Origin of the sequence: Leifsonia sp., from assembly GCF_051955155.1 — a bacterium.
GTDB lineage: Bacteria > Actinomycetota > Actinomycetes > Actinomycetales > Microbacteriaceae > Leifsonia.
The window spans coordinates 39,088-57,328 of sequence record NZ_JBQCGZ010000018.1 but is presented as its reverse complement, the minus strand read 5'-3'; the positions used below and the strand labels follow the sequence as shown (position 1 = coordinate 57,328).

17 protein-coding genes are annotated in these 18,241 nt (G+C 72.0%); 3 read left to right on the top strand and 14 right to left on the bottom strand.

The features are described from left to right. Window positions 1-108 precede the first annotated feature (108 nt). The 6 genes from ACTHMF_RS02110 to ACTHMF_RS02085 form a co-directional block, all read right to left on the bottom strand. Window positions 109-1,356, bottom strand: coding sequence for an ATP-binding protein (locus tag ACTHMF_RS02110; RefSeq protein ID WP_440316109.1), 1,248 nt, complete (start codon window positions 1,354-1,356; stop codon window positions 109-111). Between the two features lie 187 nt (window positions 1,357-1,543). Further along, a complete protein-coding gene (araA, locus tag ACTHMF_RS02105; RefSeq protein ID WP_440316108.1) occupies window positions 1,544-3,061 on the bottom strand; it encodes an L-arabinose isomerase in 1,518 nt (505 codons plus the stop codon). Beyond that, entirely contained in the window at window positions 3,061-3,771 is a 711-nt protein-coding gene (locus ACTHMF_RS02100; RefSeq protein WP_440316107.1) for an L-ribulose-5-phosphate 4-epimerase, read from the bottom strand. Before ACTHMF_RS02100 ends, araA begins: the two co-directional genes overlap by 1 nt. Further along, window positions 3,768-5,408: a xylulokinase gene (locus ACTHMF_RS02095; RefSeq protein ID WP_440316106.1), complete on the bottom strand. Its 1,641-nt coding sequence runs from the start codon at window positions 5,406-5,408 to the stop codon at window positions 3,768-3,770. The genes ACTHMF_RS02100 and ACTHMF_RS02095 overlap by 4 nt, the downstream gene beginning before the upstream one ends. Window positions 5,409-5,605: 197 nt before the next feature. After that, complete coding sequence (locus tag ACTHMF_RS02090; RefSeq protein WP_440316104.1) at window positions 5,606-6,610, bottom strand: LacI family DNA-binding transcriptional regulator; 1,005 nt, start codon at window positions 6,608-6,610, stop codon at window positions 5,606-5,608. A gap of 113 nt (window positions 6,611-6,723) precedes the next feature. Continuing rightward, complete coding sequence (locus ACTHMF_RS02085; RefSeq protein ID WP_440316102.1) at window positions 6,724-7,128, bottom strand: NUDIX hydrolase; 405 nt, start codon at window positions 7,126-7,128, stop codon at window positions 6,724-6,726. A gap of 42 nt (window positions 7,129-7,170) precedes the next feature. On the opposite strand from ACTHMF_RS02085, the gene ACTHMF_RS02080 reads away from it, so the two are divergent. Together ACTHMF_RS02080 and ACTHMF_RS02075 are read left to right on the top strand one after the other, a co-directional pair. Further along, window positions 7,171-7,530, top strand: a complete 360-nt coding sequence (locus ACTHMF_RS02080; RefSeq protein ID WP_314148377.1) for a nuclear transport factor 2 family protein — start codon at window positions 7,171-7,173, stop codon at window positions 7,528-7,530. 304 nt (window positions 7,531-7,834) lie between these two features. Then, window positions 7,835-8,188: a hypothetical protein gene (locus tag ACTHMF_RS02075; RefSeq protein ID WP_440316101.1), complete on the top strand. Its 354-nt coding sequence runs from the start codon at window positions 7,835-7,837 to the stop codon at window positions 8,186-8,188. 26 nt (window positions 8,189-8,214) lie between these two features. Here ACTHMF_RS02075 and ACTHMF_RS02070 read toward each other — a convergent pair whose 3' ends face one another. The 8 genes from ACTHMF_RS02070 to ACTHMF_RS02035 form a co-directional block, all read right to left on the bottom strand. Beyond that, complete coding sequence (locus tag ACTHMF_RS02070) at window positions 8,215-8,664, bottom strand: SRPBCC family protein (RefSeq protein ID WP_440316100.1); 450 nt, start codon at window positions 8,662-8,664, stop codon at window positions 8,215-8,217. Window positions 8,665-8,696: 32 nt separating this feature from the next. Beyond that, the gene (locus tag ACTHMF_RS02065; protein ID WP_440316099.1) at window positions 8,697-9,488 is read right to left on the bottom strand and encodes a hypothetical protein; all 792 of its coding nucleotides are present in this window, start codon (window positions 9,486-9,488) and stop codon (window positions 8,697-8,699) included. Then, window positions 9,485-11,713 (bottom strand): glycoside hydrolase family 31 protein, encoded by a 2,229-nt coding sequence (locus tag ACTHMF_RS02060; protein WP_440316098.1) that lies wholly within the window; start codon window positions 11,711-11,713, stop codon window positions 9,485-9,487. Before ACTHMF_RS02060 ends, ACTHMF_RS02065 begins: the two co-directional genes overlap by 4 nt. Next, entirely contained in the window at window positions 11,710-12,870 is a 1,161-nt protein-coding gene (locus tag ACTHMF_RS02055) for a glycoside hydrolase family 15 protein (protein WP_440316097.1), read from the bottom strand. The genes ACTHMF_RS02060 and ACTHMF_RS02055 overlap by 4 nt, the downstream gene beginning before the upstream one ends. 66 nt (window positions 12,871-12,936) lie before the next feature. Beyond that, window positions 12,937-14,178 (bottom strand): ABC transporter substrate-binding protein, encoded by a 1,242-nt coding sequence (locus tag ACTHMF_RS02050; protein ID WP_440316096.1) that lies wholly within the window; start codon window positions 14,176-14,178, stop codon window positions 12,937-12,939. A gap of 82 nt (window positions 14,179-14,260) precedes the next feature. Continuing rightward, window positions 14,261-15,076: a carbohydrate ABC transporter permease gene (locus tag ACTHMF_RS02045; protein ID WP_440316095.1), complete on the bottom strand. Its 816-nt coding sequence runs from the start codon at window positions 15,074-15,076 to the stop codon at window positions 14,261-14,263. Beyond that, the gene (locus ACTHMF_RS02040; protein ID WP_314148369.1) at window positions 15,069-16,022 is read right to left on the bottom strand and encodes a carbohydrate ABC transporter permease; all 954 of its coding nucleotides are present in this window, start codon (window positions 16,020-16,022) and stop codon (window positions 15,069-15,071) included. The genes ACTHMF_RS02045 and ACTHMF_RS02040 overlap by 8 nt, the downstream gene beginning before the upstream one ends. After that, window positions 16,022-17,230, bottom strand: a complete 1,209-nt coding sequence (locus ACTHMF_RS02035; protein WP_440316094.1) for an ROK family protein — start codon at window positions 17,228-17,230, stop codon at window positions 16,022-16,024. The genes ACTHMF_RS02040 and ACTHMF_RS02035 overlap by 1 nt, the downstream gene beginning before the upstream one ends. Before the next feature lie 99 nt (window positions 17,231-17,329). Between ACTHMF_RS02035 and ACTHMF_RS02030 the strand changes: the two genes are divergently transcribed. After that, the gene (locus ACTHMF_RS02030) at window positions 17,330-18,238 is read left to right on the top strand and encodes a 5'-3' exonuclease (protein ID WP_440316110.1); all 909 of its coding nucleotides are present in this window, start codon (window positions 17,330-17,332) and stop codon (window positions 18,236-18,238) included. Window positions 18,239-18,241 lie beyond the last annotated feature (3 nt).

Genomic DNA, 18,241 nt, shown 5'->3' with positions numbered 1-18,241 from the left:
CCCCCCCCCCCCCCGCTCTAACGCAAACGCCCCCCCCCCACGGGCGCCTGCCGTTTTTTTCCGTGGCCCGGGGGGTGGTGGGGGGGGGGGGGGGGGGGGGGGGTGGGGTCAGAGTTCCCAGAGGGAGGCTACGGGCAGGCCGAAGAGCCGGTCGGCGAAGCGGTAGCCGACGGTGCCGGTGTTGAGCACGATCCCCGCGAGGAAGCGATCCCCGAGCTTGTCGCGCAGATACCGCAGCCCCGAGAAGTGCCCGCTCGTGAAGGACGACCCAGATTTCACCTCGAGCCCGACGATGGAACCGTCCGCGAACTCGATCACGATGTCGACTTCGACGCCTTTCCCCGTCCGGTAGTGGAAGAGCTCGAACTCCTCGTCCGACCACGTGCGCTGCTTCAGGAGCTCGCCGACGACGAACCCTTCCATGAGGCCGCCGAGGTGATGCGCGGACCCGTCGACGGGGAGCAGTTGCTCCTCGGACACGCGAGAGAGACGAGCGGCCAGCCCCGAGTCGGCGATCGTCGCCTTGGCGCGTCCTGTTTCCCGCGACGTGAGGTTCGGAGTCCACGGCGGAAGACGGTCGAGCAGGAAGAGTGCCTCGATGGTGTCGATGTACGCCGCGATGGAGGTGGCCGGGATCGCCGCGTCCTGCGCGAAGCGCGCCTTGACGAGTTCGCCTGCCTGGTTCGCGGCGAAGAGGCGCAGCAGGCTCGCGAGGCGTCCGGGGTCGGTGATGTCGATGAGCTCGCGCGCATCGCGCCGGACGAGTCTGTCCACATAGTCGTCGAACCAGACCCCCCTCAGCCGCCGGCTCAGCGCCTGCGCCTCCGGGTAGCCACCGACCACGATCTGATGAACGTACTCCTCGCGAGTTGTCGCGCTCACCACACGCGCGTAGTCGATCCCGGTGCGGACGGCTCGGGCGAAATCGTCGCGTCTGCCTCGAAGCTCGCCCTGCGAGAACCCGCGGAGCGAGACGGTGACTGCGCGGCCGGCGAGGCTGTCGGTGGCGCGACGCGAGCGCAGCAGATCGCTGGAGCCCGTGATCAGGAAGCGACCGGGACGACGGTCCCGATCGATCGCGGCCTTCAGCGCGAGTGTGAGTTCGGCGTGCCGTTGGATCTCGTCGATGACCAGCAGGCCGTCGCGGTTCTGCATCACGAAGCCAGCAGGGTCCTCGGCTGCTGCCGCACGCGTCTGCTCATCGTCCAGGGTCAGGACGAGCGCGTCGCGGCCGTCCGCGAGCTGGCTGGTGAGCGTGCTCTTGCCGACCTGGCGGGCGCCCTGCACAACCACGGCAGGGAATGAACCCAGGAGTTCCCGCGAGAACGGTGCGATGTGCCGATCGAGGAGCGCCATGCTCAGACTCTACGCTACTTCGTAGAAATGCACCCCTCACAATCGTAGAAATGCACCCCACCCGTTCGTAGAAATGCGCCCCTCCCAATCGTAGAAATGCACCCCTTCCGTTCGTAGCAATGCTCCACGGTGGGACCCGGCCGCCGACGCCGATGACATGGCCGGCGGCCGGGAGTGTGGGCCGGGGTCAGATGCCCCGGGCGAGGCGGTAGTAGGCGGCGTTCCAGTCGAGCTCGCGCTGGAAGGCGCGCAGGGTGGTGTCGTCGTCGATGACCAGCAGCTCGGTGCGGGCCATGCGGGCGAAGTCCTCGAACGCCTGGATGCCGACCGCCGTGCTCATCACCGTGTGGTGCGCGGCGCCCGCCTCCAGCCAGGCCGTCGCCGAGGTCGTGAAGTCCGGCGCAGGCTTCCACACCGCGCGGCCGACCGGCAGCTTGGGCAGCGGAGCGGTCGGCTCGACCACCTCCACGACGTTCGCCACCAGCCGGAACCGGTCGCGCATGTCCGACAGCGCGACGACGACGGCGGGGCCGGGGTCCGCGGTGAAGACCAGGCGCACCGGGTCGTCCTTGCCGCCGATGCCGAGCGGGTGCACCTCGAGCGTCGGCTTCGCGCTGGTGAGGGCGGGCGAGACCTCGAGCATGTGGGCGCCGAGGATGCGCTCGTCGCCGGGGGTCAGGTCGTACGTGTAGTCCTCCATCAGCGAGGCGCCGCCCGGCAGGCCCGCGCCCATCACGTTCGCCGCGCGCACCAGGATCGCCGTCTTCCAGTCGCCCTCCGCGCCGAAGCCGTAGCCCTCCGCCATCAGGCGCTGCACCGCGAGGCCCGGCAGCTGCTTCAGCGCGCCGAGGTCCTCGAAGCTGGTCGTGAAGGCGCCGAAACCGCCCTCCTCCAGGAACGAGCGCAGCCCGACCTCGATCGCGGCGCCGTCCCGCAGCGACTGGTGGCGGTCACCGCCGCGGCGCAGCTCGGGGACGACGTCGTAGAGGTCCTCGTACTCGGCGACAAGCGCATCCACGTCGGCGTCCGACGCGGCGGCGACCGCGTCGGCCAGCTCGTTGACGCCCCACGTGTTCACCTGAACGCCGAAGCGCAGCTCCGCCTCGGTCTTGTCGCCCTCGGTCACGGCGACGAAGCGCATGTTGTCGCCGAACCGCGCCAGCTTCAGCGAGCGCGTGGCCGCCCAGCCGGCCGCCGCGCGCATCCACGTGCCGATCCGGGAGGCGACGGCCGGGTTCCCGACGTGGCCGACGACCGTCGTGCGCGGCACGCCGAGCCGGGTCTGGATGTAGCCGAACTCGCGGTCGCCGTGCGCGGCCTGGTTGAGGTTCATGAAGTCGAAGTCGATCTCGCCCCACGGCAGTTCGACGTTCGCCTGCGTGTGGAAGTGCAGCAGCGGCTTCTGCAGCGCGTCGAGCCCGGCGATCCACATCTTCGCGGGGCTGAAGGTATGCATCCACGCGATCAGGCCGATCACGCGGTCGTCGGCGTTCGCCTCCAGCGCCGTGCGGCGGATCGCGTCCGCGTCGGTCAGTACCGGCTTCCAGACGACGCGCACCGGGACGTCGGCCGAGGCCGCGAGCCGGTCGGCGATCCCGCGCGACTGCTCCGCGACCTGCGCGAGCGTCTCCGGCCCGTACAGGTGCTGGCTGCCGGTGAGGAACCAGACCTCGTATGGCTCGAGGGAGGTGGTGAGCTTCGGCATCAGGAGAGGGATCCTTCCGGGTTCTGTCCGTAGACGTTCTGGTAGCGGTCGAAGAGGCTGTCGATGGCCTCCTGCGGGATCGGGACGAGCGGTCCGCCCTGGCGGGCGATGTGCACGGTGCGCGCAACGTCCTCGGCCATCACCGCCGCCTTCACGGCGTCGCGGCCGTTCTTGCCGATCGTGAAGACACCGTGGTTCTGCATGAGGACGGCGCGGCTGCGGTGCCCGGTGAGGGTCTGCACGATGCCGCGGCCGATGGAGTCGTCGCCGATGATCGCGAACGGGCCGATCGGGATCTCGCCGCCGAACTCGTCCGCCATCGCCGTGATGACGCACGGGACGGGCTCGGCGCGCGCCGCCCAGGCGGTCGCGTACGTGGAGTGGGTGTGCACGACGCCGCCGACCTCCGGCATGGCGCGGTAGACGTAGGCGTGCGCGGCCGTGTCCGATGACGGTGACCGGTCACATCCGACGGAGCCGGGGACGACAGCGCCGTCGAGGGTGCACAGGATCATGTTCTCGGGGGCGAGGTCGTCGTACTCGACGCCGCTGGGCTTGATGACGAACAGGTCCTCGCCCGGCACCCGCTCCGAGATGTTGCCGCCCGTCCAGACGACGAGTCCGTAGCGGACCAGCTCGGCGTGCAGCGCTGCCACGCGCTCGCGGACGGCGCGGACGGCCGGGGTCTCGGATGCTTCGGCGGCGGTCATTCGCTCGCTCCTCTCAGCGGGACGGCAGACGCGGCGGCACGCTCGGCGGCGAGCCCAGCCTCGTAGCGGTCGAGGTAGGCGGCGAAGCCGGCGACATCGGCCGGGTCCGGCTCGGCCGTGTCGACGGCGAAGCCGCGGAAGACGTGGGTTTCGAGGTAGTCGGCGAGCGGGAGCGCGTCGCCGCTGCGCGCGCCCGCGCTGCGCGCGTACGCCGCGAGAACGGCGATGCCCCACGCCCCGCCCTCGGACGCTGTATGCGCGATCGACACCGGAGCGTCGAGCGCGCCGGCCAGGAACCGCTGCGCGACCCCGGCGGTGCGGAACACGCCGCCGTGCCCGAACATCCGGTCCAGCGCGACGCCCTCGCGCGCCAGCACGCACATCCCGAGCGCGAGCGTCCCGAACACGCCGTAGAGCTGGGCCCGCATGAAGCTGCCGAGCGTGAAGCTGCTGTCCGGCGTCCGGACGACGAGCGGGCGACCCTCGGCGAGCCCGGCGATCGGCTCGCCCGCCAGCTGGTTGTAGGCGAGCAGCCCTCCGGCGTCCGCCTCGCCCTCCAGCGCCTCGCGGAGCAGCGTCTCGAACACCAGGTCGGCGTCGAGCGGGACGCCCGCGGCGGCGGCGAACCGGCCGAACAGGGCGGCCCACGCGGCCAGCTCGCTTGCGCCGTTGTTGCAGTGCACCATCGCCACCGGGTCGCCCGCGGGGGTGGTCACGACGTCCAGCTCGTCGTGGACCTCGGCGAGCGGCCGCTCCAGCACGACCATCGCGAACACGCTGGTGCCCGCGCTGACGTTCCCGGTCCGCGGCGCGACCGAGTTCGTCGCGACCATGCCGGTGCCGGCGTCGCCCTCCGGCGGGCAGAACGGGGCGCCGGGGCGCAGGGCGCCGGTGGGGTCGAGCAGCGCCGCGCCCTCCGCGGTGAGCGCGCCCGCGTCCTCTCCGGCGGGGAGCGAGGCGGGCAGCAGCGAGCAGAGCGCGGGGATGCGGCCGTCGGCGAGCCGGTCGTAGCGGGCGACCAGCTCGGCGTCGTAGCCGGCGGTGGCCGGGTCGATCGGGAACATCCCCGAGGCGTCGCCGACCCCGAGGACGGTGCGGCCGGTCAGCCGGCGGTGCACGTAGCCGGCGAGGGTGTTGATCGAGTGGAGCCGGGCCAGGTGCGGCTCGTCGTCCAGGAGCGCCTGGTGCAGGTGCGCGATCGACCAGCGCAGCGGGAGGTTGACCCCGAGCAGCGCGGAGAGCTCGGTGGCCGCGGCGCCGGTCGTCGTGTTGCGCCAGGTGCGGAACGGGACGAGCAGCTCGCCGTCCGCGTCGAAGGCGAGGTAGCCGTGCATCATCGCGGAGACGCCGACGGCGCCGAGGCTCTCGGGGCGCACCCCGTGGCGGCGCTCGGCATCGGCGGCCATGTCCGCGTACGCGGCCTGCAGTCCGGACCAGATCGCCTCGTCCGGGTAGGTCCAGATCCGATCGGTGAACGCGTTCTCCCACTCGTGGCCGCCGACGGCGAGAACGGTCGCGGGGTCGTCCAGCAGCACCAGGCAGGCCTTGATGCGGGTCGAGCCGAACTCGATGCCGAGGGCGGTGCGGGCCTCCGCGATGGCGCGCCCTGCTGCGCTGTCGTCGAGTGTCATCGTCATCCTCACCTCGTTGTGACCGGTCACACGCAGTCTCGAGCATAAGCCTCGCGCCTACCCGCGTGTCAAGCCGGGAACATTTGTGCCAAATGTCGGCTCCGCCCGCGCCCGAGGCGCGATTTGTGCCAAATGGCGGCTCCGCCCGTGCGAGGCGCGATTTGCGCCGAATGGTGGACCCGGTGGACGGCGCAGGCGCGGCGTCAGGCGGAGTCGCGGACGATGAGGCGCGGCGCCACGGGGGCGGCGGTGCCGGGGTCGCCTCCCTCGATCGAGGCGACGAGGCGCGCGACGCAGCGGCGGCCGAGTTCGGCGAAGTCCTGGCGGACGGTGGTCAGCGGCGGGGCGAAGAACGCCGCCTCCGGGATGTCGTCGAAGCCGACGACGGCGAGGTCGCCCGGCACGCCGAGGCCGAGCCCGCGGGCCGCGTGCAGGACGCCGAGCGCCATCTGGTCGTTGGACGAGAAGACCGCGGTGATCGTCCGGTCGGTCAGCAGCTCTGCGGCGATCGCCGCGCCGGAGGCGGCCGTCCAGTCGCCCCCGCGGGAGACCACGGCGTCGGCGCCGGCGCCGGCGCTAGCCATTTCGGCGAGGAAGCCGTCGCGGCGGGCGACGGCCTCCGACCAGTCGGCCGGACCGCACAGGTGCGCGATCCTGCGGTGGCCGGCGGCGAGCAGGTGCCGGGTGGCGAGCCGCGCGCCCTCGACCTGGTCCACGAACACGCCGTCATCGCCCTCGATGCCCGCGCCGTGCAGCGTGACGGACGGGACGTCGAGCGCCAGCGCCCGCATCGCGTCCTGCGCCCGCGCCTGCGGCGCGATCACGATCACGCCCTCCACCGCCTGCGCGAGGAGGTGGTCGAGCGCCGCCTCCAGACCCTCCTTGTCGAGGGATGCGGCGTGCGCGACGGTCACGAAGTAGCCGGCCTCACGCGCCGCCGTCTCGACGGCGTCGAGGCTGGACGCGGGGCCGAACAGCGACGAGGCGGACGCCGCCAGCACGCCGAGCGTGCGCGACCGGGCCGTGGTGAGCATGCGAGCGGCCCGATTGGGCCGGAAGTTGAGGTCCGCCATCGCGGCGAGCACGCGCTCCCGTGTCTCCGGCCGGATGCTCGGGTGCGCGTTGAGCACGCGCGAGACGGTCTGCCGCGAGACCCCGGCCGCCGCCGCGACCTCCCGCACCCCTGGCACGCGCACGCTCTCGCTCACATCCTCACCCTAGCGACCCGCCCCGAGCGACCACCCGAGTACGCAGAAAGTGCACCGAAAACCCGCGAGTACGCAGAGAATCTGCGTACTCGCGGGTGCGGGGAGGGCGGGGGTCAGTCGATGAGGGAGAGGGCGGCGAGGCGGGTGAGGACCTCGCGGCCGGCGGGCGGGCAGCGGTCGGCGTCTTCGGTCGTCACCCAGTGCAGGGCGCCCACCTCGGCGGAGGCCACCGGCTCCGCGTCGGTCTCGGCGCGGAAGACGCGCATGTGCACCTCGCGGCCGTCCGGTTCGCCGTGCGCCTGCGTCCGCACCTCGAACAGCTCGGCGAGGTCCGCCGGGTCCAGCACGAGCGACACCTCCTCGCGCGCCTCCCGAGCCGCGCCCTCCGCCGCGGTCTCCCCCGCGTCGATCTTGCCGCCCGGCATGTAGTAGACATCCCGGTCGCGGGCGGTCACCATGAGCACGCGGCGGTCGCGCACCAGGGCGACGGCGGCGACGAGCAGCGGGGGCAGGGTCATCCCTCCACGCTACCGAGTCGCGGCCGGTGCCATGCTGGAGGCATGATCAGCGCAGACTTCGCCCGCCGGTTCGTCGACGCCTGGGTCGCGGACTGGAACGCTCACGACCTGGAGGCCCTGCTGGGCCACTACACGGACGACGTGGTCTTCACCTCCCCGCTCGCCGAGCGCTTCCTGCCCGGCAGCGACGGCGTCGCCCACGGCAAGGACGCGCTGCGCAGCTACTGGACGGCGGGCCTCGCCGCCCTGCCCGACCTGCGCTTCGAGGTGCTCGAGCACTACGTTGGGGCGTCGACCATCGTCATCCGATACCGCAACCAGAGCGGCGGGGTCGTCTGCGAGGTGCTCGAGTTCGACGGCGAGCTGGTGCGCCGCGGGCACGGCACGTACCTCGCCGCCTGAGTCCCGCGAGCCGTCACCCGCAGACGCTCCCAGGCAGGGTCCGCGGTCATCGCCGGTATCCATGCTGCGGAAGTTCGCACCGCCGTCGATCAACTGGCCCTGTCATTCGCAAGAAGATGTAGCTAACATTGTGCAATATCGGATGCGCAATTGATGCGTTCAACGAAGGATGAGAACACGCGAATCGGCACCATGACAGCCTTGCTGATGCAAGCGGCAAGCTGGGGGTGGTCTCATGCGTGATTCAGCCACGAGCGGACGCGGAGACCGGAGCTTCCTCCCCGAGTTTGGTCTCCCGCTCATCGTGTCACTCGCACTGGTCGCGGCAACGACCGTGGCCGCGTGGATCGCAGCATCACTCCGACAGGGCGTCCCGCTCTGGCTGACAATGATGCTCACCACAGCCGTGATCGCCGGCGCTTTCGGAGTCCCGGCGGCGAACCGTCGCGCACGGGAGACGATGCCAATATCGGCATGGGGCCGTGCGTTCTCCGCCTGGCTACTCGCCGTTGCTGTCTGCGTCCCCCTTGCTGCCCTCATCCCCGTCACCTTCGACACCGGACGGTGGGGGTGGCTCCTGGCTTTCGCTGCCGGTTTCGACGCGGTCCTGCTCGCCGGCGCCGTCGTCGTCGTCGTGGTGTCGCGCGCGCACCGGTGACGGGCGGCCCGACAGCCCGCGAGCGGTCAGGACTCGGCGACCTGCTTGAGCTGGCGCAGCCCCTTCTCGAAGTCGGGGCCGACGAGCTTGTCCAGGTTGAAGAACCGCGAGAAGAACGTCTTGGGGCTCTCCATGCGCCAGATCACCCGGGTGGCGTCCGTGCCCTCCTGCTCCAGCACGAAGCGGATGTCGCTGGCGGAGCGGAACGGCCGGGTGAAGCGCAGCGCGATGCCGACGCCGTCCGGGCCCACCGCGGTCACCCGCATCGAGCCGGCGCCCGCCTTGCGGTTGCCCTCCCAGCTGTACGTCGAGCCGACGGTGCCGGACGCGCCGCCGTACTCGCGATTCATGCCGGGATCGGTGCCCTCCCACGGCGACCACTCGATCCAGCGGGGCAGGTTCGCGATCATGGGCAGCAGCCGCTCCGGCGTGGCCAGGATGCGCTCGGTGCGTTCGACGATGACGGTGTCGGCCATGCGCACACCCTAGCGCCGGCCGGACCAGCGGACTACGGCAGCCAGCCCAGCCGGCGGCGGACCGCCTGCGCTCCGCGGGCGGGCCACTGCGCCCAGCCCGGCGCGAGCAGCCGCTCGGCGAGCTCCAGGATGCCCCGCGCGGCGTCCTCGGGCGCCCGCGCCAGCACGACGGCCAGCCGCTCCGCCGCCTCCGGGTGCACGGCCTCGAGCCGGCGCCAGCCGTCGAACGGGTCGGGATGGCCGGCCCCGGAGCGCGCGACGAGCAGGTCCGCGAGCGTGAGCGCCGCCTCCGACCGGATCACGTTCCCGCCGCTCAGGTGCTCGCCGCGGCGCACGCGGCCGACGCCGACGACCAGCTCCACGAGCAGGACGGCCGCCGCGTCGGCGGGCTCGGAGAGCCGGCGCGTGCTCGTGCCTGCGCGGGCGGCGGCGATGGCCGCCGCGAGCGGTCCGGTGTCGTAGACGACCGCGGCCGCTGCGATCGGGAACGTCGCCAGCCCGGCCGGGTCGGTGATCCCGAGCTCCAGCACGCGGCCGTCGTCGAACAGCACCTTCACGCCGTCGTGCCACTCGTGCCCGGCCGCGGCGATCGCCGTCGCGTCCGGGAGCCAGGACAGGTCGCGGCGGAGGCCGGCCACCGCGTCCGGCTCGGCGAGGACGAGCAGGTCGTGATCGGACCAGTCGTCGATGCGCCCGCGGTCCGCGCCGGAGCCGAGCAGGGCGACGCCGAGCACTCGTGGCTCCGAGCGCGCCCAGCCGACCACTCGGCGCGTGTAGGCGTCGAACGCCGCCAGCGCGGCGGAGTCCGGGTCGGAGCCGGTCACGGCCGGAACACCGCCAGCAGGTCGGCCGGGGCGCCCGCCCGGGCGAAGACCGGAACGCGGTCGATCGGCGCCTCCACCCGCACGGTGCGACCGCCGGTCACCGTCTCGCCGGTCCACACGTCCGTCCACTCGCCGGCGGGGAGGGCCACCGGCCAGCTGTCGACGCCGGGCTCGAGCACCGGGGCGACCAGGAGGTCCTCGCCGAGCATCCACTGCGTCGCGGTCCACACCTCCGGCGCGTCCGGGTGGTCGAAGAACAGCGGCCGCATCAGCGGGCGGTCCGTGCGCACCGTGTCGGCGGCGGAGGCGGCGAGGTACGGCACCAGCCGCTCGCGCAGCTTCGTGAGCGAGCGGAACACCGGCAGCACGCGCTCGTCGCCGGTGCGCTCAGCGATGTTCCACGGCGTACGGTCGCGCGACGGCGTCCGGTGGTGGTTGAACTCGGAGTGGTACTGCATGATCGGCACGAAGACGCTCGCGGCGGTGGCGCGCAGGTACAGCTCCGGGTCGGGGATGTCGCCGGAGAAGCCGGCGATGTCCCAGCCCCAGTAGACGATGCCGCAGGACGCGGCGGACAGCCCGGCGTTCATCGACCAGCGGAACGCATCCCACGTCGAGTTCTCGTCGCCCGCCCAGAACGCGCCGTGCGCCTGCGAGCCGGTGAACCCGGCGCGGCTGAACGTCACAGGCGCCTTGCCCGCCGAGCGCAGCAGGTCGCCGTACGCGGCGGCGTAGGCGACGGGGAACGTGCTGTTCTTCTCGTCGCCGCGGCGGCCGTCCAGGTAGACCAGCTCCGCGCCCCAGGCGTGCTCGCCGCCGTCGGTCTTGAAGCCGTCGACGCCGACCTCCTCCACCAGGTAGCGGCGCTTCTCGGTCCACCAGCGGGCCGCGCGCTCGTCGGTGAGATCCGGCATCAGCGCGAGCGGGAACCACCAGCCGCGGTTGCGGTACGGCCGTGTGCCGCCGGAGGGCGTCGGCTCGGCGATCAGGACGTCGTCCGCGATCGCCGCGCGCGCATCCGCTGCGGCCTGCCCCTCGGGGTGCGGACGCATCTTGAGCAGCGGGATCTGCCACAGGTGCAGCCGGATGTCGCGCGCGTGCAGCTCGTCGGCCATCCCCTTCGGGTCCGGCCACGCGCCGTCGGCGGGGAAGGTGAAGTCGGCCAGGGCGTGCGGGGCGCCGTCCTCGGTGACCGCGTAGCGCGCGTCCCGGAACGCGGTGAAGGTGCTCTCGTCGCTCCACGCCTCGATCACAACGGAGCCGACCGGGATGTCGTGCTCGCGGTGCAGATCCATCTGGCGCATGACCTCGGCCTGCGTGTTCCACTCGTTGCCGCTCGCCCAGAGCCGGAAGACCCAGTCGGGCAGCTCCTCCGCCCGGCCGGCGCCGTCGAGGAAGCCGCTGAGCACGGTGAGCGGGTCGCCGTCGAAGAAGCGCACGGGGAGCGCGCCGTCCTCTCCGGTCTCCGCCTCCACCGCGATCGTGCCCGCGTCCGAGGCGCCCAGGTCGAACCACACCCGCCGGGACGTGTCGACGTGGAAGCCCCAGCCGGAGCCGCCGACCACGTGCGCGAACGGCATCGGCAGGTACGTCTTCCGCTCGGCGCCCTGGCTCTTGTACTGCTCGAAGACGACCGCGTCGAGCTCGGTGCCGGTGTGGTCGATCGCGTCGTAGCGTTCGCCGAACCCGGTGAGGTGCTCGCCGGGTGCGAGCGGCAGCGCGAACCGGGCGCGGTGGATGCGCACCCCGTCGTCGAGGACGGAGACGCTTCCGGAGACGACGCGGGAGCGGCCGGAGACCGTCACGGCGTCGTCCGCGGCGCGCCACGCGGCGGCGCGGAATGCGAACCAGCGGGTGCGCTCGACCCTGCCGTCCTCGTGCGTCGCAGTGAACCGGTAGCGGTACTCTCCGCCGGTGCGCAGCTCCGGGGTCGTCGCCTGCCAGCCGCCGACCGCCCTGGCCAGCCTGGCCTGCGCCGAGGCGAGGTGGCCGCCGTCGGTGACCCGTCCGCGCGAGGTGGTCGCGACCCGCTCCAGCGGCAGCTCCTGCGACGCAGCGGTCCCCGCGTCCGGGCGCCAGACCAGTTCGACGCTCACGGCGTCCACGGTGGCGTCGGCGCGGACGCCGAGGGTCGCGGTCGCACCGGCCTCTGGCACGACCGGCCAGCGCTGCTCGGTGTCGACGGAGTACGGGTGACCGGAGCCGGCGGGCCGGTGACGGATCATCGGGCGAGTCCTTCCTGGACGGGTACGGCGGTGCGGGATGGAGTGGGGGCGGCGGGCGCGGCGGAGGCGTCGAGCGCCGCGCCGAGACGCAGCAGCATCGCGTGGCTCCAGAGCAGCGGCGTTGCCACCGGTCCCCAGCGGTCGAGCCACTCCTGACGCATCCGCGGCGCCAGCAGGTGACCGTCGACCTGCTCGGGGAGGTCGAGCGAGGCGGTGGCAGTGGAGGCGGCGAAGTCGTACAGCTCGGCCGCCCTGACGCGGTCGCCCGCCTCCAGGTGCGCCAGGCCGAGGAAGCAGCTGAGCAGCGGCCACCGGCCGCCGCCGTAGAAGGTGTCGCCGAGGTAGCGGTGCGTTCCGCCGTCGACGGTGAGGTGACGCTCCAGCAGGTCGATCGTCCGGTCGCCGAGCTCCGAGCGGGCGCTCACGAACCCGAGCGGGGCGAGCGCGGCCGCCAGGCTGCCGTCGACCGCGGTGCTGCCGAGCCACTTGACGAGGTGCCCCGCGCGCACGCCGCGCTCGGCGACGAGACCGTGGATGGCGAGGGATGCGGTGCGGGCCTCTGCGGCGCGGTCGCCGTCGATCAGGCCCGCGTCCGCGACGGCGTCGAGGCCGGCGGCGACGCACGCCAGCGTCGAGACGTGGACGTGCTCGCTGTGCTCCTCCCACCAGTCGTAGCATGGCCGCTGCCAGGAGGCGGTGAGGTAGTCGACCGTGAGCTCGACGGCGTCGCGCCAGCGGGCGGCGTCGACGCCGTGCCGGTCGGCGTGCGCGACGAGCGCCCAGAGCCAGGTGCCGTAGCCGTCCAGCTGGAAGTCCCACCACTCGTCCGCGCCGTCGGCGCCCGCGAAGGTGAATCGCGCCGGCAACATCCGGGAGCCCTCCGGCGCCCGGCCGGCGCGAGACTCCCCCACGATCCAGCGGATGTGCTCGGCGCGCTGCCGCAGCACGGAGGCGCACCAGTCGAAGAACCGGCCGGGGCCGTCGACCTCTCCGGCCGCAGAGACGCCGTCGGCGATGAACGATCCGTCGCGGAACCAGCAGTAGCCGGCGTAGGCGGAGAAGGTGGGGCTCGCCGGGTAGGCGCCCTCCGGGGTCTGGAGGTCCGCGATCAGGGCGAGGCTGCGCTCGGCGAGGCGGGAGGCGGTGTAGCGGTGCACGGGGATCTTCCGGGTCGAGGGGGCCCGGCCGCGCTCGAAGGGGGACGAGCGCGGCCGGGAGCGGTGTCACTTGAGCAGGGAGGTGACCTGGTCGGCAGTCGACGGGATGGCGTCGGCGGTCTTCTGCCGGCCGGCGGCGATCTCGCCGAGGGCGTTGGTCACGTCGTCCTGGATCTTCTGCGAGTTGGCGCCGAGCTGCGGCGCGACCGCGACGTGCTCGAGGGAGTCGAACACCGCCTGGCGGTTCGCGGGAACACCCGCCGTCAGGTACGGCTTGAGCAGCGCGTCGTCGCTGATCGCCGGCAGCTCCCAGCCGGCCTTGAGCCGGACGTCGACCATCTCCTTGGACGAGGAGAGGTACTCGGCCCACTTCTGCGCCGCCGCCTTGTTCTTGGCGTCCTTGGACACGACGACCGCGTTGGAGAACGTGGCGCTCGCCTTCTGCGTGTCGCCCGGCTCGACCTGCACGTCCCAGCCGAACGGGAGCGTGCCGAGGGTCGAGAACATCCAGATGCCGGTGTGCCACATCGCGAGCTTGCCGTCCTTGAACAGGTTGGTGTCGAAGTCGGCGGTCCCGGCGCCGTCGGCGGCGGTCGGCATCACGGTGCCGGACTTGCCGGCGATCCAGTCCGCGGCCTTCTTGCCCGCGGCGTCGTCGAACGCGGCCTTCTTGCCGTCGGAGCTCAGGAACTCGCCGCCGGCCTGCTGCACGGCCTTGTAGTACTCGTTGTACGTCACCGGCTGGTAGTCGCCCCAGACGCCGGCGGTCTTGTCCGTCAGCTTCTCGGCGGCGGCCTTCTCGTCGGCCCAGGTCCAGTCCTTGGTCGGGTAGGAGACGCCGGCCTTGTCGAAGAGGTCCTTGTTGTAGAACAGCACGACGTTCGAGAACGAGGTGGGCAGGCCGTACTGCTTGCCGTCGGTCTTGTAGGTGTCGAGCACCGACGTGCGGTACTTCGCGGAGTCGACGCCATCGAGCGGGGCGAGCACACCGTCGGCCTGGTAGGTGGCGTAGCTGCCCGCGTCCACGTCGAACACGTCCGACTGCGTTCCTGCCGAGAGGTCGGTCTGCAGCTTGGTGAAGTAGTTCGCGTAGTCGGTGGTGGTGACCTTGACGGTGATGTCGGGGTTGGCCTTCTCGAACGCGTCGACGATGGCGGTGAGGTTCTTCTCGTTGCCGCCGTTGGAGATGAAGTTCGAGTAGGTGACGGTGGCCTTGCCGCCGTCCGATCCGCCGGAGGACGAGCAGCCGGCCAGGCCGACGGCGGCGAGCGCGGCGACGGCGACGCCGGCGACGAGTGACTTCTTCATGGTGTGCGATCTCCTTCGATGCAGGGGTTCTTCGGATTGCTGCGTGTGTCGGGGATGGGGGATGGGGATGGGTCGGGCCGGCCTATTTGAGGCCGGTCCCTGCGACGCCCTGGACGATGTACTTCTGGGCGAAGACGTAGAGCGCGAACATCGGCAGGATGCTGATGACGGAGCCGGCCATCAGCACGTCCCACTGCGTGGAGTACTGGCCCTGCAGGCTGGACAGGGCGACCGGGAGGGTCTGCATGAGCGGGTCGCGCAGGATGATGAGCGGCCACAGGAAGCTGTTCCAGGTGTTCAGGAAGCCGAACACCGCGAGGGTGGCGAGCGCCGGCCGGACCAGCGGCAGCATGATCTGGAAGAACACCCGGAAGTGCCCGGCGCCGTCCAGCGTCGCCGCCTGGTCCAGCTCGTACGGCACCGTGCTCATCGCCTGCCGCAGCAGGAACACGCCGAACGCGGAGGCGATGGTCGGCAGGATGGCCCCGGCGTAGGTGTTGATGAGGCCGAGCGACTTCATCTCCACGAACAGCGGGACGATGAGCACCTGGAACGGGATCATCATCGTCGCCAGGTAGAGCAGGAAGATCGCGCCGCGACCGCGGAACGGCAGTCGGGCGAAGGCGTACGCGGCCATCGCGCTCGTCACCAGCTGGAAGACCGTGCTGATCACCGCGACGATCACGGAGTTGAGGATGACCTGCGCGAACGGCACCCGCTCGAACAGCTGCAGGTAGGGGGCGAGCGACGGGTTGTCCGGGATGAGCTTGGGTGTCGTGGTGAGGCTGGCGCCCGGGCTGATCGAGGTGACGACCGTCCAGACGAACGGGAAGATCATCACGATCGCGCCGAGCACGACGGCCAGGTAGAGGAACGTCTTCGCGGCCGGGTTACGCATAGTTCACCCACTTCTTCTGGCCGTAGAACTGGACGAGCGTGACCACGAGGATGACCAGGAACAGCAGCCAGGAGAGCGCGGACGCCATCCCGGCCTGGCCGTAGCGGAAGGTCAGGTCGTAGACCTGCTGCACCACGACCTGGCTGGAGTTGTTCGGGCCGCCGCCGGTCATCACGTAGACCTGATCGAAGACCTGGAAGCCGTTGATGAGCGAGAGCACGATGACGAAGAACGTGGACGGCGAGAGCATCGGCAGGGTGATGCTGACCAGCCGCCGCCACCATCCGGCCCCGTCGATCTCTGCCGCCTCGTAGAGGTCCGGGTTGATGGTCTGCAGGCCGGCCAGCAGGATGACCATGACGAAGCCGAGGTCCTTCCACGCCGACGCCAGGATGATCGACGGCATCGACCACGCGGGGTCGCTCCACCAGCCGGGGCCGTCGATCCCGATCAGGCCGAGCAGGTAGTTCACGACGCCGACGCTGGGATTCAGCAGCCAGCGCCAGACCAGCGCGACGACGACCCAGCTCGTGACGACGGGCAGGAAGTAGACGCCGCGCAGGAACGAGCGGCCCTTGAGCTTGGAGTTGAGCGCGAGCGCCAGCGCGAGGCCGCCGACGTAGACCAGCGGCAGGTAGCCGACGATGTAGTAGACGGTGTGCAGGAAGGCCTGCTGCGTCGCCGGGTCGGAGATCAGGTGCGCGTAGTTGTCGAAGCCGACCCACGTCATGTCGCCGATCAGGTTCCACTCGTGGAGGCTGGTCCACGCGGCGGAGATCATCGGCCCGATCACGAAGGCGAGCAGCGGGATGAGGCTCGGCAGCAGGAAGACCGCGACCGTCGCCGCGTAGCCGAGCCGGCGCTTCAGAGGCCGCTTCCTGGCGGGCCGGGTTCCGCCGGGCCTGCGCTGCGCGACCGCGTCCGGGCGGAGGGCGGAGAGGGCCATCAGCGCGCTCCAGCGCTCGAGACCAGGCGCTCGCGCACCAGCCTGCCCTGCTCGCCGGCGACCCCGTCCGCGTCGAACGGCGTGGCCAGCACGAGCGCGGCGGCGCCCTGCGCCCAGCGGTCGTCTTGCCAGCTCTCCACGGCGACGGCGACGCCGCGCTTGCCGGGGACGAGGGAGGCGCGCAGCGCGGGCTCGAAGCTGCCCGCCCAGTGCGCCCAGGCCTCGACGCCCTCGCCGAGCAGCACCACCAGTTCGGGGTCGAGTACGTTGACGACCCCAGCGAGCGCCCGGCCGAAGACGCGGCCGGCGTCCGCGAAGATGCGCTGCGCCCGCTCGTCGCCGGCGTCGGCGGCGGCCCGGAGCTCGTCGATGCCCTGGTCGACGGCGATGGCGCCCGCCGCCCTGCCCGCGGCGACGAGCGCGCCCTGGCCGACGATCGCCTCCAGGCAGCCCCGGTTGCCGCACTGGCAGAGCGGGCCGTCCTCGACGACGGGCACGTGGCCGATGTCCCCTGCGCCGCCGGCGCGGCCGCGCAGGATGCTGCCGCCCGCGACCACTCCTGCTCCAACGCCGTTGCCGATGGTGACGACGAGGAAGTCGTCGCAGTCGCGGCCCTGGCCGAAGAGCTTCTCCGCCACGCTCAGGGCGTTGACGTTGTTCTCGACCACGACGGGCAGGTCGAGCGCCCGGCGGAGCGTCGCGCCGAGCGGGACCTGGTTCCAGCGCAGCTGGGTGGAATCGACGACGCCGACGCCCTGCTCCAGCACCGTGCCCGGCAGGCCGACGCCGACGCCGAGCAGCCGGCTGCCGTCGCCCGCGTCGATGAACGAACGCAGGCGCTCGACCAGGCCGGACGCGGCCAGCGGCGAGACGGCATCGAACGGCTCGGTCGCCGAGCGGAGCACCGACCCGTCGATGCCGACCTCCACGAACGCGATGTGGTCGGGGGCCACCTTGACGCCGATGGACGATGCGGTGCGGGAGACGAGGCCGAGCATCCGGGCGGGGCGGCCGCCGCCGGAGCTCGCGTGCTCCAGCTCCTCGATCAGGCCGTCGGCGAGCAGGTCGCGCGTGAGCTGGGTGACGAGGGCCGGCGAGACGCCGATGCGGCGCGCGAGCTCGGCCCGGGATGCGGGGCCGTGAGCTCCGAGGTGCGCGAGGATCGCGGTGCGGTTCACGTCGGTGCGAGACGGGGATGAGGGCGCCATCGCCTCCCTTTCTTCAGAACTAAATAAACCATAGAACATAGTCCTGAACAAACACAAGACGCCTCCCGTGCCATGATCGGGACCGTGACCGGACCCACGATGCTGCTCGATTCCGCCTCGCTCTACTTCCGGGCCTTCTACGGGGTGCCGGACACGGTGCGCACGCCGGACGGGACGCCGGTCAACGCGGTGCGGGGCTTCCTCGACATCATCGCGAGGCTGGTCACCGAGTACGGGCCGGAGGCGCTCGTCGCGTGCTGGGACGACGACTGGCGGCCGCGCTGGCGCGTGGACCTCATCCCGAGCTACAAGGCGCACCGCGTGGCGCGCGAGGTGCCGGGCGGCGTGGACGTCGAAGAGGTCCCGGAGGCGCTCGTCGCCCAGGTCCCGGTGATCCGCGAGGTGCTCGACGCGCTCGGCATCGTCATCCAGGGCGCGCCGCAGGCCGAGGCGGACGACGTGATCGGCACCCTGGCGACCCGCACGCCGGGACCGGTGGACGTGGTGACCGGCGACCGGGACCTGTTCCAGCTGGTGGACGACGCGAACGGCGTCCGCGTGATCTATACGGCGCGCGGGATGAGCAACCTCGAGGTGCTGACGGACGAGACGGTCGTGGCCAAGTACGGGATCCGGCCCGGCCAGTACAAGGACTTCGCCGTCATGCGCGGCGACAGCTCCGACGGCCTGCCCGGCGTCGCCGGGGTCGGCGAGAAGACCGCGGCCACGCTGCTCGCCGAGCACGGCGACCTGACCGGCATCCAGGCGGCGGCGGCCGATCCCGCCTCGGCGATGCGGCCCGCGCTGCGCCAGAAGTTCGAGGCGGCGCTCGACTACCTCGCGGTGGCGCCGCGCGTCGTGGAGGTCGTGCGCGACCTCGACCTGCCGGAGCTCGACGCCCGCATCCGGCCGCCGGCCGACCGCGCCGCGCTCGACGCCCTCTCGGAGACCTGGAACCTGGGCGGATCGCTGCAGCGGGTGCTCGCCGCGCTGGAGGGCGCTGCCTGACCG

Excerpts from the sequence above, each read along its gene's own strand:
- ACTHMF_RS02110 (WP_440316109.1), bottom strand. The coding sequence starts at position 1,356 with ATGGCGCTCCTCGATCGGCACATCGCACCGTTCTCGCGGGAACTCCTG.
- araA (WP_440316108.1), bottom strand. The coding sequence starts at position 3,061 with ATGCCGAAGCTCACCACCTCCCTCGAGCCATACGAGGTCTGGTTCCTC.
- ACTHMF_RS02100 (WP_440316107.1), bottom strand. The coding sequence starts at position 3,771 with ATGACCGCCGCCGAAGCATCCGAGACCCCGGCCGTCCGCGCCGTCCGC.
- ACTHMF_RS02095 (WP_440316106.1), bottom strand. The coding sequence starts at position 5,408 with ATGACGATGACACTCGACGACAGCGCAGCAGGGCGCGCCATCGCGGAG.
- ACTHMF_RS02085 (WP_440316102.1), bottom strand. The coding sequence starts at position 7,128 with ATGACCCTGCCCCCGCTGCTCGTCGCCGCCGTCGCCCTGGTGCGCGAC.
- ACTHMF_RS02080 (WP_314148377.1), top strand. The coding sequence starts at position 7,171 with ATGATCAGCGCAGACTTCGCCCGCCGGTTCGTCGACGCCTGGGTCGCG.
- ACTHMF_RS02070 (WP_440316100.1), bottom strand. The coding sequence starts at position 8,664 with ATGGCCGACACCGTCATCGTCGAACGCACCGAGCGCATCCTGGCCACG.
- ACTHMF_RS02060 (WP_440316098.1), bottom strand. The coding sequence starts at position 11,713 with ATGATCCGTCACCGGCCCGCCGGCTCCGGTCACCCGTACTCCGTCGAC.
- ACTHMF_RS02050 (WP_440316096.1), bottom strand. The coding sequence starts at position 14,178 with ATGAAGAAGTCACTCGTCGCCGGCGTCGCCGTCGCCGCGCTCGCCGCC.
- ACTHMF_RS02045 (WP_440316095.1), bottom strand. The coding sequence starts at position 15,076 with ATGCGTAACCCGGCCGCGAAGACGTTCCTCTACCTGGCCGTCGTGCTC.
- ACTHMF_RS02040 (WP_314148369.1), bottom strand. The coding sequence starts at position 16,022 with ATGGCCCTCTCCGCCCTCCGCCCGGACGCGGTCGCGCAGCGCAGGCCC.
- ACTHMF_RS02035 (WP_440316094.1), bottom strand. The coding sequence starts at position 17,230 with ATGGCGCCCTCATCCCCGTCTCGCACCGACGTGAACCGCACCGCGATC.
- ACTHMF_RS02030 (WP_440316110.1), top strand. The coding sequence starts at position 17,330 with ATGCTGCTCGATTCCGCCTCGCTCTACTTCCGGGCCTTCTACGGGGTG.